The sequence below is a fragment of the Streptomyces sp. NPDC051684 genome, assembly GCF_044453445.1.
Lineage (GTDB): Bacteria > Actinomycetota > Actinomycetes > Streptomycetales > Streptomycetaceae > Streptomyces.
In genome coordinates, this window is sequence record NZ_JBITCS010000024.1 from 111,483 (window position 1) to 125,108 (window position 13,626).

The window sequence follows — 13,626 nt, forward strand, 5'->3', positions numbered from 1 at the left end:
GTCAGAGCGGAACACTCCCTCGATTTTCAGGATGCTGAAGAATTTCAACATGCCCCTTGTCGGGCGCGGCGTCGTGCAGTTGAATCGTCATTGAGCCCGCCGGTGTCCGCACCGGGCGGGGACGCCCGACCCGACAAGAGGCAGGTACGTCCATGAGTGAGGCCAAGCCCGATGTGGACGCCCTCGTCGCAACCGTGGGACTGCAGGTCAGGGCGGCCCGCAAGCAGGCGGGACTCACTCTGGAGACGCTCAGCAAGTCGGCCGGCGTCAGCGTCGGCCTCATCAGTCAGGTCGAGCGGGGCAAGGGCAACCCGTCCTTCGCCACGCTCGCCCAGATCGCGCACGGCCTGGACATCCCCATCGGCCGCCTCTTCCACCTGGCGGACCAGGTCTCGCCCGTGGTGCGCCACGACGAGCGGCGGGTCCTCGACTTCCACGGCGCCGCCGAACTGACCGGCGCACGTTACGAGTTGCTCACGCCGACCCTGAGCGGGGCGCTGGAGTCGATCTGGGTGGAGACGGAGCCGGGGCACGACACGAGCGACACCCCGTTCCGGCACAACGGCGAGGAGTTCGGCATCGTGCTGAGCGGCGTCAAGGACGTCTACCTCGACGGTGTCCGGCACCGCCTGTACCCCGGCGACTCCATCACGTACTCCAGCAGCGTGCCGCACTGGTACGCCAACCCCGGTGACGAGCCCGCCAGTTCGGTCTGGGTGATCACGCCGCCCACCTGGTGAGCCGTACCCCTCTTCAAGCCTGACATCTCAAGACACCCCACCGGACGCGCCCACCCCGGCGCGCGCCCGTCATCCGCGCACGCCCGATCCTCGACCAGCGAGGTGCCTGATGGCATCGCTTTTGCAGAGATCCCCCGCCCGTGTGCCGGTCTCCACCCGTCGTGCCCTGATCGCCCTAGGCGGCGGAAACGCCGTCGAGTGGTACGACTGGATGGTCTACGGCCTGCTCGCCTCCTCCATAGGCCCGCAGTTCTTCCCCTCCTCCAATCCCCTCTCCTCCACCATGTCCGCGCTCGCCGTCTTCGCCGTCGGCTTCGCGGCGCGCCCGCTGGGCGCCGTCGTCTTCGGCCGGATCGCCGACCGGGCGGGACGCAAAGGAGTGATGCTCTTCTCGATCGGCTCGATGGTGGCGACCAGCCTGGTCATCACGGTGGCCCCCACCCATGCCGTGATCGGCACGTGGGCGGGCGTGATCCTGCTCCTGTGCCGGATCGTGCAGGGCATCTCCACCGGCATCGAGGCCCCGCTCAACTCCACGTACGCCGTGGAACTCGCCCCCGAAGGACACACCGCCCGGTTCGGCGCGATCATGGGTTTCTACGTCCAAGTGGGCATTGTCGGCGCCTCGTTGGTGTGCTTCGGTGTCAGCTCGGTGCTGAGCCAGGACGCGCTCGACTCCTGGGGGTGGCGCATCCCCTTCGCGATCGGCGCGCTCGCCGGAGGTGTCTTCCTGTGGCTGCGCAGGACGCTCCCGGAGACGCTGGAGAGCGCCACGGACAGCACGGACGACACTGAGGGCCCGGCACCCGCGGGACCGTGGGCCGAGCTCGCCCGGCGCAAACTCGCCCTGCTCACCATCGTGTTCGTCGTCGCCGGCGCCCAGGCCATCAACTACACATGGACGACCGGCCTGCCCAACCTGGCCCGCACCACCCACCACGAGGACAGCTCCGCCGTCTTCGCGATCACCACGCTCTCCGGAGTCCTGGTCGGGTGCCTGTACCCGCTGGTGGGGCGGATCGCCGACCGCTCGCGGATCTCCCGTACGTTCTGGGTCTCGCGACTCGCGACGGCCGCGCTCGTCTTCGTCGTCCTCGTGTACCGGGGCCCCGGACTCACCGGCTTCACCGTGGTGATGCTGGTCGGCGCGCCCGTCCTCGCCTTCACGATGGGCCTGTACAACACGGTCGCCGCCACCCTCATGCCCATGCACTGCCGGGTCACCGGCGTCGGGATCGGCTACGCCGTCGGCGTCGCGGGCTTCGGCGGCACCGCCCCGTACGTCCTGCTCTGGTTCCAGGACCACGGCGCGGCCGCCGTGTTCCCCGTGTACGTGGCCGTCCTGTGCCTGCTCAGTGTGCTGCTGTACCGGCTCGCCCTCGCCCGCGGCGCGGTCCGCGCCGGCGACTGACCGCGGCCCTCACCACCCTCAACGTAAGGACATCGCCGTGCCCGTAGTTCCCCCTGCCCTGACGGGCGACCGCATCGCCCTCGACGCGGTCGAGGCCCCCGTCGTCCAGCGATCCGACGTCGTCGTCGTGGGCGGCGGCCCCGCCGGTGTCAGCGCCGCCGTCGCCGCCGCCCGGACCGGCGCGAGTGTCACGCTGCTCGAACGCTACGCGGCGCTCGGCGGGCTCGCGTCGGGCGGCATGGTCCTCGTCCTCGACGACATGATCAACGGCTCCGAGATCACCGTGACCGGCGTCGTCGACGAGTACGTGGAGCGGATGGCCAAGCTCGGCCTCGCCGTCTACCCGCCCGTCGAGGACCGCTACTCCTCGCCCGAGACCTGGGCCAAGTGGGGCCGCTGGGGCTCCTTCGACTTCCACCAGCACACCAACCCCAAGCCCATCTGCTACGCCGTCGCGTTCGACCCGGACGGCTGGAAGCGGGTCTCCAACGACCTGGTGCGCGAGAGCGGCGTCAACCTGCGCCTGCACAGCTGGTTTTCCCGGCCGGTCGTCCAGGACGGCGTGCTCAAGGGCGTCGTCTGCGAGACCAAGCAGGGACCGCAGGCGGTCATGGGCGATGTCGTCATCGACACCACGGGAGACATCGACGTGGCCGCCCGCGCGGGCGCCGCGCACACCAGCGCCGGCTATCTCACCACGCTCGTCTTCCGGCTCGGCGGCATCGACACCGACGCCGCCGAACGCTACGAGCAGGAGCATCCGCGCGAGGTCCGCGCCCTCAACCGCAAGATCAAGCGCATGCTGGGCGGCGCCTGGGAACTGTGGTGGCTCAAGACACCGATCCCGGGCGTGGTGTGGTGCAACTGCCCCCACATGACCGGCTTCGACGGCACCGACCCGGCCTCCCTCACCGAGGCCGAGTTCGAGGCGCGGGACCGGATCGCGACCGCCCTGGACACGATCCGCCAGGAGCTGCCCGGCTTCGAGAAGGCGTATCTGCTGGACGTCGCCGAGCAGATGGGCGTACGGCAGACCCGCCTGCTCGAAGGCGAGTACGTGATGACGAAGGACGATGTCACCACGCGACAGCACTTCACGGACTCGGTCGCCCGCGGCCGCGACTACTACTACCCGTACCGCTCACTGCTGCCGCGCGGCATCGACCAGTTGATCGTGGCGGGCCGGCACTATTCGGCCACCCCCGAGGCGCAGCGCATGTCCCGGGAGATCCCGCCGTGCATGGCGATGGGACAGGCGGCGGGGATCGCCGCGGCCACCGCCGTCGAGCAGGGCGTGCTCGTACGCGAAGTGAACCCGGCCGTGATCCAGCGCCGGATGCGCGACCAGGGCGCCGACCCCGGCGACGTACCCGCCGAGAACGCCACGGCCGCCACTGACACCACGACCGCACAGCCCTCGCAGCCCTCCCGGGAGGCCCTCGTATGACCACCACCCAGCCGCTCACGGGTGTCACCGTCCTCGACTTCACCCAGGTGTTCATGGGCCCGTCCGCGACCCAGCTGCTCGGCGACTACGGCGCCGACGTCATCAAGGTCGAGCGTCCGGGGACCGGCGACATCTCCCGTACGTCCATCCCGGACGAGGCGGGGCTCGACAACCCGATCTTTCTGTCGATCAACCGGAACAAGCGCAGCATCGCCGTCGACACCCGCACCGACGAGGGCCTCGCCGCGGTCCGCGAGCTGGCGCGCACCGCGGATGTCGTCGTCTCCAACTTCCGGGCGGGGGTGATGGAACGGCTCGGCCTCGGCTACGAGGACCTCAAGGCCCTGAACCCGCGCGTGATCTGGGCCTGCGGCACCGGTTTCGGCAGCTCGGGCCCGTACGCACACAAGGGCGGCCAGGACGCCGTCGCGCAGGCCTACAGCGGGGTGATGTGGCGCAGGCCCGCCGACAACGACCCGGTCGGCCTGTACGCCACCACACTCTGCGACTACACGACGGGCATGCACCTGCTCCAGGGCATCCTGCTCGCGCTGCTGCACCGCGACCGCACGGGCGAGGGGCAGCGGGTCGAGGTGTCGATGTACGACTCGATGCTGCACATGCAGATGCAGGAGGCCTGCCAGCAGCTCAACCGGGGATCCGAGATCAACTGGGCAGCCATGCCGCTGACCGGGGTCTTCCCGACCACGGACGGCGCGGTCATCTTCGTCGGCGGCTTCCGGGACAACGCGCTGCACCACATCAGCATCGCCCTGGAACTGGACGAGGATCTGTCACTCCAGCCCGAACTCGCCACGCTCGACCAGCAGTTCGCGGCCCGGCCCCGCCTCCAGGAGATCTTCCGTGCGGCAGTCGCGGGGCGCTCCACCGAATACTGGGTCAAGCGCCTGGAGGAGCAGGACATCCTGTGCGCCCCGGTGCGCAGCCTCGCCGACGCGCTCGCCGACGAGCAGACCGCCGTCAACGACATGATCGTCGAGATGCGGCACCCGGTGGCCGGGACCGTCCGCGCGCTCAACGCGCCGATCAAGCTCTCGGCCGCCGAGGCGACGATACGGCGGGTGCCGCCCCGGCTCGGGGAGCACGGGGACGAGATCCTGGCGCAGCTCGGATACGACGCCGAGCGGATCGCGTCGCTGCGGGAGCAGGGGGTGCTGCGATGAGCGACGACACGACTCCTCCCGTGGACGAGATCCGCTTCGAGCGGGACCGGGACGGCCACCTCGCCCGAGTCACCATCGACCGCCCCGCCGTCCTCAACGCCCTGGACGCCAAAGCGACGTCGCGACTGAACGACATCTGGTCCGAGATCGAGTCCGACCCCGCGATCCGCGCCGTGGTCGTCACCGGAAGCGGGCCCCGCGCCTTCTGCACCGGCGCCGACATGTCCGCCGACGCGGCACCGAAGACGGGCCTCGAATACTGGGCCGACCTCGACCCGAACGGCTTCGGCGGCCTCGGCCTGCGCACCACGCTCGACGTGCCCGTCATCGCCCGCGTCAACGGCTACGCGCTCGGCGGCGGCATGGAGATGGTCCTCGGCTGCGACATCGTCATCGCGGCGGAGCACGCCCAGTTCGGCCTGACCGAGCCCCGCGTGGGCCGCATCCCGCTCGACGGCGGCGTGTTCCAGCTCCTGCACCGGCTGCCGCACACCCAGGCGATGGGCCTGCTCCTGACCGGGCGCCGCGCGCCGGCCGCCGAACTGCACCGGACGGGTCTGGTCAACGAGGTGGCGGCGGAGGGCGAGTTGGACGCGACGGTCGAGCGGTGGGTGGACGACGTGCTCGCCTGCGCGCCCACGTCCCTGCGCGCCATCAAGCAGATGGTGCAGCGCGCCGGCCATCTGCCCGCCCGCGAGGCCCACGCGATGCGCCTGCCCGCGCTCACGGCCGCCCTCGACAGCGAGGACGGCGCGGAGGGTGTGCGCGCCTTCCGCGAGAAGCGCAGGCCGCAGTGGCCGGGCCGCTGACACACCACCCCACGTACGACAAGGAGCGCCCGACATGACACATCACCTCGCGCCCGGCGTCTGGGGTGTCGTCGCCACCCCGTTCACCGGTCCTTCCCTCGACGTCGACGAGGCCTCGCTGGCCCGCCTCGTGCGCCACTACGCGGACCTCGGCACCAGCGGCCTCACCGTGCTCGGCGTCTTCGGCGAGGCGGCCCGGCTGAACGCCGCCGAACGCCGCCGGGTGCTCGACACGGTGGTCGCCGCGGTGGATCTGCCGCTCGTCGTCGGTGTCACCGCACTGTCCACGGCGCCCGCCGTCGAGGAGGCCGAGCAGATCCGCGCGGCGCTCGGCGACCGGCTCGCCGCGCTCATGGTGCAGGTCAACTCGCCGCGCCCCGAGGTGGCCTGCGCACATCTGCGGGCCGTCCACGAGGCGACGGGCGCCCCGATCGTGGTGCAGGACTACCCGGTGAGCAGCGGTGTGCGGATCACGACACCCGATCTCGTCACCGTCGTACGGGAGTTGGACTCGGCGGCGGCCGTCAAGGCGGAGGCGCCGCCCACACCCGCGGCCGTCGCCGCGCTGACCGAGGCGCTCGACGTGCCGGTCTTCGGCGGGCTCGGCGGCCTCGGCCTGCTCGACGAACTCGCGGCGGGGGCGGCCGGCGCCATGACCGGATTCTCCTGCCCCGAGGGCCTGTTGGCCTGTGTCGAGGCGTATCGCGTCGGCGGCTACGAGGCGGCGCGCGCGGCCTGTCTGCCGTATCTGCCGCTCGTCAACTTCGAGGCGCAGGCTGGCATCGGCCTGGCCGTCCGCAAGGAGGCGATCCGTCGGCGCGGGCTGATCGACGGATCCGGGGTGCGGCCGCCGGCGCCGTCGATGCCGGTGGCGCTCGGTCCGCAGCTGGACCGTCATCTCGCCGCCACACCAGGGGCGTTGAGCGCAGGAGTGGTGACATGTTGAGGGGACGGCCGCAGCGCGCCACCCTCCGCCCGCAGACGCGTACCGCCACCCGGCGGGACGAACGAACCAACAGGACGGCGGCCATCTGATGGATCTCGCAATGCGCGGACGGGTCGCGCTCGTCGCCGCCTCCACCGGCGGGCTCGGCCGCGCCGTGGCCGAGGCGCTCGCCGCCGAGGGCGCCCGGGTCGTGGTGAGCGGGCGGCGGGGCGAGGAGGCGGCCGGGATCGCGGCCGCGCTGCCCGACGCGGTCGGCGTCGCCGTCGACCTCGCCACACCCGAGGGACCCCAGCGGCTCGTCGACGCAGCGCACGAGGCGTTCGGGCCGCCCGACATCGTTGTGCTCAACGGTCCTGGGCCGCCGCCCGGCGCCGCCGCCGACACGGGCGGCGACGCGTACACGGCCGCCTTCGAGACGCTCTTCCTGGCCGGGCAGCGGCTCGTGGAGCTGACGTTGCCCGCGATGCGCGCGCAGGGCTGGGGGCGGGTGCTCGCCATCGGCTCCAGCGGGGTCGCCGCGCCGCTGCCCGGGCTCGCCGCGTCGAACGCCGGGCGGGCCGCGCTCGCCGCCCACCTCAAGACCCTCGCGGCGGAGGTGGCGGCGGACGGCGTGACGGTGAACCTGCTGCTGCCGGGGCGGATCGGCACCGCGCGGGTGGCGGAGCTCGACGCCGCCAAGGCCGCGCGGCTCGGAAGCACCCCCGAGGAGGTCGCGGCGCAGTCGCGTGCCACGATCCCGGCGGGCCGCTACGGCGAGCCCCACGAGTTCGGCGCCGCGGCGGCGTTCCTGTGCTCGGCGCCCGCCTCGTACGTCACGGGGACGGCGCTGCGCGTCGACGGCGGCCTGGTGCGGAGCCTGTGACCGTCAGCCGGCCTGCGCCTCCCGCGCCGCCCGGATCGTGGCGCGGTGGGCGGAGTCCAGGTACTCGTCGATACGGCTGATCCGGCCGTCCTCGACCCGTAGGTACATGGCGGCGTGCAGCGTCACCGGGACGCCGCCGGGCAACGTGCCGTGCAGGACGTGCTGTTGGAGCGCGCCGTCGTCGAGGCGGGCGCGCCGGACGACCTCGTAGCGCAGGTCGGCGACCGTGCGGTGCAGGCCGCGCAGCACCTTGAGGTTGTCCTCCACGGACTGTTCCACAAGGTCGTCGTTGTGCCAGATGACCGCGTGCGGCGCGTACAGCGAGCGCACGGTGTCGATGTCGCCGGCCTCGATGGCGGCGAGGAACCGGTCGATGAGCCGGTCGATCGGCCGGTCGATGGGCTGGTCGTCCATGGGCACTCCTCGGGAGGGGGCAGCGACAGGAGGAACGAGCGACGGTTCACTGCGGCGGATCAGCGGGTGGTGGTACGACCCCGCAGCTCACGCTTGAGCACCTTGCCGGTCGTGGTGCGGGGCAGTTCGGCGGTGAACTCGACGCTGCGGGGGCACTTGAAGTGGGCCAGGCGCTCGCGGGCGAAGGCGATGACCGCCTCGGCCGTCGGTGTCTGGCCCTTCGCCGGTACGACGACGGCGTGCACGGCCTCGCCCCAGCGCGCGTCGGGGCGGCCGACGACGGCGGCCTCCGCGATCCCGGGGTGGCGGGCGAGGACCGCCTCGACCTCGGCGGGGTAGACGTTCTCCTCACCCGTGATGATCATGTCGGTGGCCCGGTCCAGGATGGTCAGATAGCGGTCGGCGTCGATCCGGGCGATGTCGCCGGTGCGGTACCAGCCGTCGCTCGTGAAGGCCTCCGCCGTGGTGTCCGGGGCGTTCCAGTAGCCGTGGAACAGGCAGTCGCCGCGGATCAGGAGTTCGCCCGCCGCTCCGGTGGGCACCGGCCGTCCCCCGGGGTCGACGACGACCGCCTCCCAGCCGAAGGAGATCCGCCCGGCCGTGGCCAGGTGTGGATTGTCGGGCTGATGGTCCTCGGGGGCGAGGAGGCTGATCATGCTCTGGCTCTCGGTGTTGCCGTAGATCTGCCGGAACCGGCAGCCGAAGGTGGCGAGGGCCGCCTCCAGCGAGCTCGGCGGGATGGGCGCGGACCCGTAGGCGATCTCCACGAGGCTCGAAAGGTCGGGCGCGTGCTCGCGACCCCGCACCTCGGCCACGAGCATGTCGACGATGGAAGGGCCCGCCGTGAAGAACTGGACGCGCTCGCGCTCGACGGTGTCGATCGCCTCCGCCGGGCGGAACGCCGTGGGCACCACCAACGTGCCCGCGGTGAGGAACACTTGGAGGGCCTGGCCGAGACCGCCCAGATGGAAGAGCGGCATCAGCTGAAGATGGCGCGAGCCCGCGACCTGGTCGCCGATCTCCAGGGCGAAGGCGGCGACGCTGGTGATCAGGGCCCCGTGGCGCAGCGGCACCGCCTTGGGCCTGCCGGTGGTGCCGCTGCTGTGGACGAGGGCCAGCACCGCGTCGCCCCGCAGCCGCTCGACCGGGCGGGCCGGCGCGGGTGCGTCCAGGGCGTCACCGTCGCGCCAGCCCTCGGGGAGCGGACCGCCGCCGACGCGGACCCGCAGCGGGAGGTCGTGGGGTGCGGCGAACTCCGCGTCGGCGGCGACGGCCACCGGCTGGAGAAGATCGAAGAGGTCCTTCAACTCACCCGCTGACAAACGCCAGTTGACGAGCGCGGGGACGGCGCCGGCCCGCATCAGCGCGAAGCAGTGCACGAAGAAGTCCGCGCTGTTGCGCGCGACCACCGCGACCACGTCTCCGGGCACGACACCCGCCCGCGCCCAGCCGCCCGCCCGGCGTTCCACCACGGCGAGCAGCTCGGCGTAGGTGAGCCGGGTGCCCCGGTCGTCGATCAGTGCGGGCACGTCCGGGCGTGTGGTGGCCCGCCATTCCAGGACATGGATCCAGCTCTGCATCCGTGCGCCTCCGTCCGTCTCCATCCGGCTCCGTACGTGTACGTCCGCGGGGTCACGGGGTGCGCTGCGCCACCCAGTTGGCGATCAGGTCCGCGGCCACGGACCGGGTGTCGTCCGGCTCCTGGAGATAGTGGTCGGACTTGACGGTCTCCAGGCGCTTGTCCGTGGCGGCGAGATGGCGGAACAGCGCGTCGGCGTCGCTGTCGTACACGCAGGCGTCAGCCGTGGCGTGCACCACGAGGGACGGCACGGTGATCCGGGCCAGGTGCGGGGCGGCGATGCACTGCGAGGTGCGCAGGCTCCACATGGACAGCCAGGTGCGCAGTGTCGACTGCTTCCCGATGCCGAACATGCCGTAGTTGGCGCGGGCGGGTTCGCCCAGGTAGCACCAGTTGGGGCGGCGGTCCGACGGCTCGATGGCCGGGTCGATCATCCGCAGGTCGGCCCAGGTGCGGTGGAGTTGGAACAGCTCGTCGCGGGCGCGGGTGCCGCGCAGCGCGTCGAGCCGCTCCAGCGCCCAGTCGGTGATCCGCTCGTTGCGGGCCCGCTGCGCCGCCCGGTAACGCCGCTGGAACTCCTCGTCGTACGGGGCCGGGTTGCGCGGCCCGAAGGGGTCGAGGTCCGGGTCCACCGAGAGGGCGTCGGTCTCGTCGGTGACCGAGGGGTCCATCCAGTTCGTGAGCACCTCGGGCCGTCCGGAGTGCGCGGCGAGGGCCACGAACAGGTCGCCCGCGTCGAGGCGTTGGATCGCCTCGACGGGCCGGGCGCCGGCGGTGGGCAGCACGTTCGGCTCGACCGCCTGCGACTGGTAGGCCGCCATCAGCGAGCCGCCGCCGGAATTGCCGAGCAGGACGACGCGTTCGACGCCCGCGATCTCCTTGAGCCAGCGGACACCGACGCCGATCTCGGCCAGCGCGTGGTCGAGGAGGAAGTACGGCTCGTTGCCGCGGAAACGGGTGTTCCAGCCGAGGAAGCCGTAGCCGCGCTCGGCGAGATACGACGCCAAGTAGTGCTCGGAGAAGTCCACGTTGTAGTGGGTGGCGATGAACGCCGTGGTCGGCCGGTGCCCCTTGGGGCGGTGGTAGAGGCCCTGGCACGGATGGCCGCCGGCCCCCGCGCGCCCCACCAGCGGCGATGCCAACCCGACGAACTCCCTGGTGATTTCATGCACTGCGCTGCCTCCTCCGACGAGAACGGCTGATGCGTCGGCACCCTAGCGCAGTTCTGAATCTGAGTTTAGATTCAGAACAGGATTCACCGGTCGACGACAGGAGGTCCGGCACATGACATGGCGGAACCCGAAGTACGAGCTGGGCGGGGTCAACCATCTCGCCCTGGTGTGCGCGGACATGGAGCGCACGGTGGACTTCTACACACGCGTCCTCGGCATGCGCCTGATCAAGACGATCGAGTTCCCGGGCGGCGCCGGGCAGCACTTCTTCTTCGACATGGGCGGCGGCAACGCGCTGGCGTTCTTCTGGTTCGCGGACGCGCCCGACGCGGTGCCGGGGGTGTCCCGTCCGGTGACCGTGCCCGGCATCGGCGAGTGGACCTCGGCGGTCGGCACCATGAACCACGTCGCGATCAACGTGCCCGAGGAGCGGTTCCTGGAGTACCGCGCCAAGCTCAAGGAGGACGGCGTCCGGGTCAGCCCGGTCATCGACCACGACGACAGCGAGGACGGGTACGCCGAGAAGCTGCACGACGGTGTCTTCGTGCGGTCCTTCTACTTCCAGGACCCGGACGGCATCCTGCTCGAATTCGCCTGCTGGCGCCGGGAGATGGGCGCGCCCGGCGACGTCGCCCACACCCCGCGGACCGCGGCCGACCGGGTCCCCCCGGCCCCCGCCGGCTGACGCCGTGCCGGCCTGGCAGCACGTTCTGGACTGGCGCGCCGCGCACGACGCCGACCGGGTCGCGCTCAGCGACGACCGGGGAGGCGAGCTCGGCTACGCGGACCTTGCGCACGCGGTGGAGCGCGAGGCGGGGCGCCTCACGGCCGCCGGGGTGACACCCGGCGACGTGGTCCCGCTGCTCGCGCACAACAGGGTGGAGTGGGCGGTCGCGCTCTTCGGCCTGCTCCGGGCCGGGGCGCTCCCCGCGCCGGTGAACTGGCGGCTCGCGGCGCCCGAAGTCGCCGTCCTCCTCGATCTGATGAAGGCCCGTCATGTGGTGGCGGACAAGGCGGGGGCGCAACTCCTGGGCAGGGTCGCCGGGTTCGGCGGCACCGTCCTCCCACTCGCGCCCGACACCTCGCCCGCATCGCCCGCCCCCGTACGCCCGCACGAGCTCATGCGGACCGACTCCCCGTGCGCGCTGCTGCACACCAGCGGCACGACCGGTCGGCCCAAACTGGTGCCGGTCACGCACGAGATGCTGATCTCGGCGGCCACCTTCATGTCCCTGGAGGTACCGGAGGCCGTGCCGGGCGCCCGCCATCTGAGCGCGCTGCCGCTGTTCCACGTCGCGGGGCTCGTCAATCTGGGCTACGCCCTGTTCACCGGCGGCCATCTGCATCTGATGGACGGCTTCGCGGCGTCCCGGTTCGTGGACGAGCTGTCCGCCCGCCGCGTCCAACTCACCCAGCTCGTACCGACCTTGGTCGACGCGGTGACGTCGGAGGTGGCCGCGCGCGCCGCGCCGCCGAACCTGTCCGCGCTGATCGAGGTCGTGTACGGGGCGTCGGCCATCCGGCCCGAGGTGCTGGAGCGGGCCGTCACCACACTGGGCTGCCGGTTCCGGCAGGCGTACGCGAGCACCGAGACGGGGCCGCTGCCGATCAGCTCGCTGGCGCCCGCCGACCACGACGTGTCCCGCGGGCGGCTGGCCACGGCGGGCCGCCCCTCGCTCGGCTGGGAGATCCGGCTCGGCGAGCACGACGAGATCCAGGTGCGCGGCGCGGCCCCCTTCCCCGGCTACTGGAACGACCCGGAGGCCACCCGCCAGGTACTCACCGCCGACGGCTTCTATCGCACCGGGGACATCGGGACGTTCGACGACGAGGGCTACCTCACGCTCGTCGACCGGCTCAAGGACATGATCGTGTCCGGCGGCGAGAACGTGTATCCGGCGGAGGTGGAGGCGGTGCTCGCGGCGCATCCCGCGGTGCGGGAGGTCGCGGTCATCGGCGTGCCGCATCCACGCTGGGGCGAGACGGTGCATGCCGTCCTCGTCCCCGCCGACACGGAGCGGGAGTTCGCGCCCGAGCCGTTCCTCGCCTGGGCGCGGGAGCGGCTCACCCATTTCAAGACGCCTACCGGCGTCACCGTCGCGCCGCAGCTGCCGCGCAACGCCACGGGAAAGGTGCTCAAGGGCCCCTTGCGCGAACCGTTCTGGGCCGGACACACGCGCCGGGTCTCGTAACGCCCGCCGGACCCGTCCCGCACCCGTCGTGCCTGGTGCGGGACGGGCCCGGATAGCATCGCGGCGTCGAAAGGGGGAGTCCGCAGCATGAGGAGACACACCGTCAGGCCCGCGCGCAGGGCGACGACGGCGGCCCGGCCGGGCGTCGGCCGCACGGCGAAGGCGACCCGGAAGGGCCGGGAGACCGACGAGGCGTTCCGCGCCGCAGCCCGGACCGTGTTCGCCAGGGACGGCTATCTCAACGCGCGGATCAGCGACATCGCGGCCGAGGCCGGCAAGTCGGTGGCGTCGTTCTACAACTACTACGACACCAAGGCCGACCTGCTGGCTGCGCTCGCCGAGGACTTCCACCACGAGGCGTCCGAGCTCACCAAGCGGCCCTTCCGCGCGGGCCTGGCACCCCAGGAGGCGCTGCGCGAGGCGGTGGCCGCGTTCTGGCACACGTACCGCAGGCACCGCGGCGAGCTCGTCGGGGTGTTCCAGGCGTCGATGCTGGAGGAGGAGTTCCGCGACCGGTGGCTGGCGATCCGTGCCGGGGGCACCGGGATGATCGCGGCCGAGATCCGGCGGGCGCAGCAGGACGGGTACTGCCCCGGGACCGACCCCGAGCTGACGGCGTCGGCCCTCTCCGCGATGCTGGAGCACTCCTGCTACATCTGGATGGGGCACGGCGACGACGGCACCGCGCCGGACGAGGAGCGTGCCATCGACGCGCTCGCCACGATCTGGGTCAAGTCCGTCTACTGGCGCCCTTAGGGCTTGTCGTTTGGGTGAGGCCGGGCGGGCGGGGGCGGGGCCCAACCACAAACCCCCGCCCCCCGGCCCCCCGGGCCCCCCGGCCCCCCCGGGCCCCCCCCCCCCGCCGCCGCA

General features: G+C 72.1%; 13 protein-coding genes. 10 read left to right on the plus strand and 3 right to left on the minus strand.

Annotated features, from left to right (window positions below; genetic code table 11):
• Window positions 1-152 precede the first annotated feature (152 nt).
• The 7 genes from ACIA8D_RS27335 (at window position 153) to ACIA8D_RS27365 (ending at window position 7,399) form a co-directional block, all read left to right on the plus strand.
• Complete coding sequence (locus tag ACIA8D_RS27335) at window positions 153-740, plus strand: helix-turn-helix domain-containing protein (protein ID WP_399236302.1); 588 nt, start codon at window positions 153-155, stop codon at window positions 738-740.
• Between the two features lie 109 nt (window positions 741-849).
• On the plus strand, window positions 850-2,151 hold the full coding sequence (locus ACIA8D_RS27340) for an MFS transporter (RefSeq protein ID WP_399236304.1): 1,302 nt from the start codon (window positions 850-852) through the stop codon (window positions 2,149-2,151).
• 37 nt (window positions 2,152-2,188) lie between these two features.
• Window positions 2,189-3,598, plus strand: coding sequence for an FAD-dependent oxidoreductase (locus ACIA8D_RS27345; RefSeq protein WP_399236305.1), 1,410 nt, complete (start codon window positions 2,189-2,191; stop codon window positions 3,596-3,598).
• Complete coding sequence (locus ACIA8D_RS27350) at window positions 3,595-4,782, plus strand: CaiB/BaiF CoA transferase family protein (RefSeq protein ID WP_399236308.1); 1,188 nt, start codon at window positions 3,595-3,597, stop codon at window positions 4,780-4,782. Before ACIA8D_RS27345 ends, ACIA8D_RS27350 begins: the two co-directional genes overlap by 4 nt.
• Window positions 4,779-5,591 carry an enoyl-CoA hydratase-related protein gene (locus ACIA8D_RS27355; protein ID WP_399236310.1) on the plus strand — a complete coding sequence of 271 codons (813 nt, stop codon included), beginning with the start codon at window positions 4,779-4,781 and terminating at the stop codon, window positions 5,589-5,591. The genes ACIA8D_RS27350 and ACIA8D_RS27355 overlap by 4 nt, the downstream gene beginning before the upstream one ends.
• Before the next feature lie 34 nt (window positions 5,592-5,625).
• Entirely contained in the window at window positions 5,626-6,537 is a 912-nt protein-coding gene (locus tag ACIA8D_RS27360; RefSeq protein WP_399236312.1) for a dihydrodipicolinate synthase family protein, read from the plus strand.
• A gap of 88 nt (window positions 6,538-6,625) precedes the next feature.
• A complete protein-coding gene (locus tag ACIA8D_RS27365; protein ID WP_399236315.1) occupies window positions 6,626-7,399 on the plus strand; it encodes an SDR family oxidoreductase in 774 nt (257 codons plus the stop codon).
• A gap of 3 nt (window positions 7,400-7,402) precedes the next feature.
• Here the strand turns inward: ACIA8D_RS27365 and ACIA8D_RS27370 are convergent, their stop codons facing one another.
• Genes ACIA8D_RS27370 through ACIA8D_RS27380 form a run of 3 tightly spaced genes read right to left on the minus strand, consistent with a single transcriptional unit; the run spans window position 7,403 to window position 10,564 of the window.
• On the minus strand, window positions 7,403-7,813 hold the full coding sequence (locus ACIA8D_RS27370; protein WP_399236317.1) for a nuclear transport factor 2 family protein: 411 nt from the start codon (window positions 7,811-7,813) through the stop codon (window positions 7,403-7,405).
• 59 nt (window positions 7,814-7,872) lie between these two features.
• Window positions 7,873-9,417, minus strand: coding sequence for a class I adenylate-forming enzyme family protein (locus tag ACIA8D_RS27375; RefSeq protein ID WP_399236318.1), 1,545 nt, complete (start codon window positions 9,415-9,417; stop codon window positions 7,873-7,875).
• A 28-nt stretch (window positions 9,418-9,445) separates the two neighbouring features.
• Window positions 9,446-10,564: a hypothetical protein gene (locus ACIA8D_RS27380; RefSeq protein WP_399236319.1), complete on the minus strand. Its 1,119-nt coding sequence runs from the start codon at window positions 10,562-10,564 to the stop codon at window positions 9,446-9,448.
• A gap of 112 nt (window positions 10,565-10,676) precedes the next feature.
• Between ACIA8D_RS27380 and ACIA8D_RS27385 the strand changes: the two genes are divergently transcribed.
• From ACIA8D_RS27385 to ACIA8D_RS27395, 3 genes are all read left to right on the plus strand, one after another.
• On the plus strand, window positions 10,677-11,249 hold the full coding sequence (locus ACIA8D_RS27385; RefSeq protein WP_399236322.1) for a VOC family protein: 573 nt from the start codon (window positions 10,677-10,679) through the stop codon (window positions 11,247-11,249).
• Window positions 11,250-11,253: 4 nt separating this feature from the next.
• Window positions 11,254-12,756, plus strand: coding sequence for a class I adenylate-forming enzyme family protein (locus ACIA8D_RS27390; RefSeq protein WP_399236324.1), 1,503 nt, complete (start codon window positions 11,254-11,256; stop codon window positions 12,754-12,756).
• 87 nt (window positions 12,757-12,843) lie between these two features.
• The gene (locus ACIA8D_RS27395) at window positions 12,844-13,512 is read left to right on the plus strand and encodes a TetR/AcrR family transcriptional regulator (protein WP_399236325.1); all 669 of its coding nucleotides are present in this window, start codon (window positions 12,844-12,846) and stop codon (window positions 13,510-13,512) included.
• Window positions 13,513-13,626: the final 114 nt, after the last annotated feature.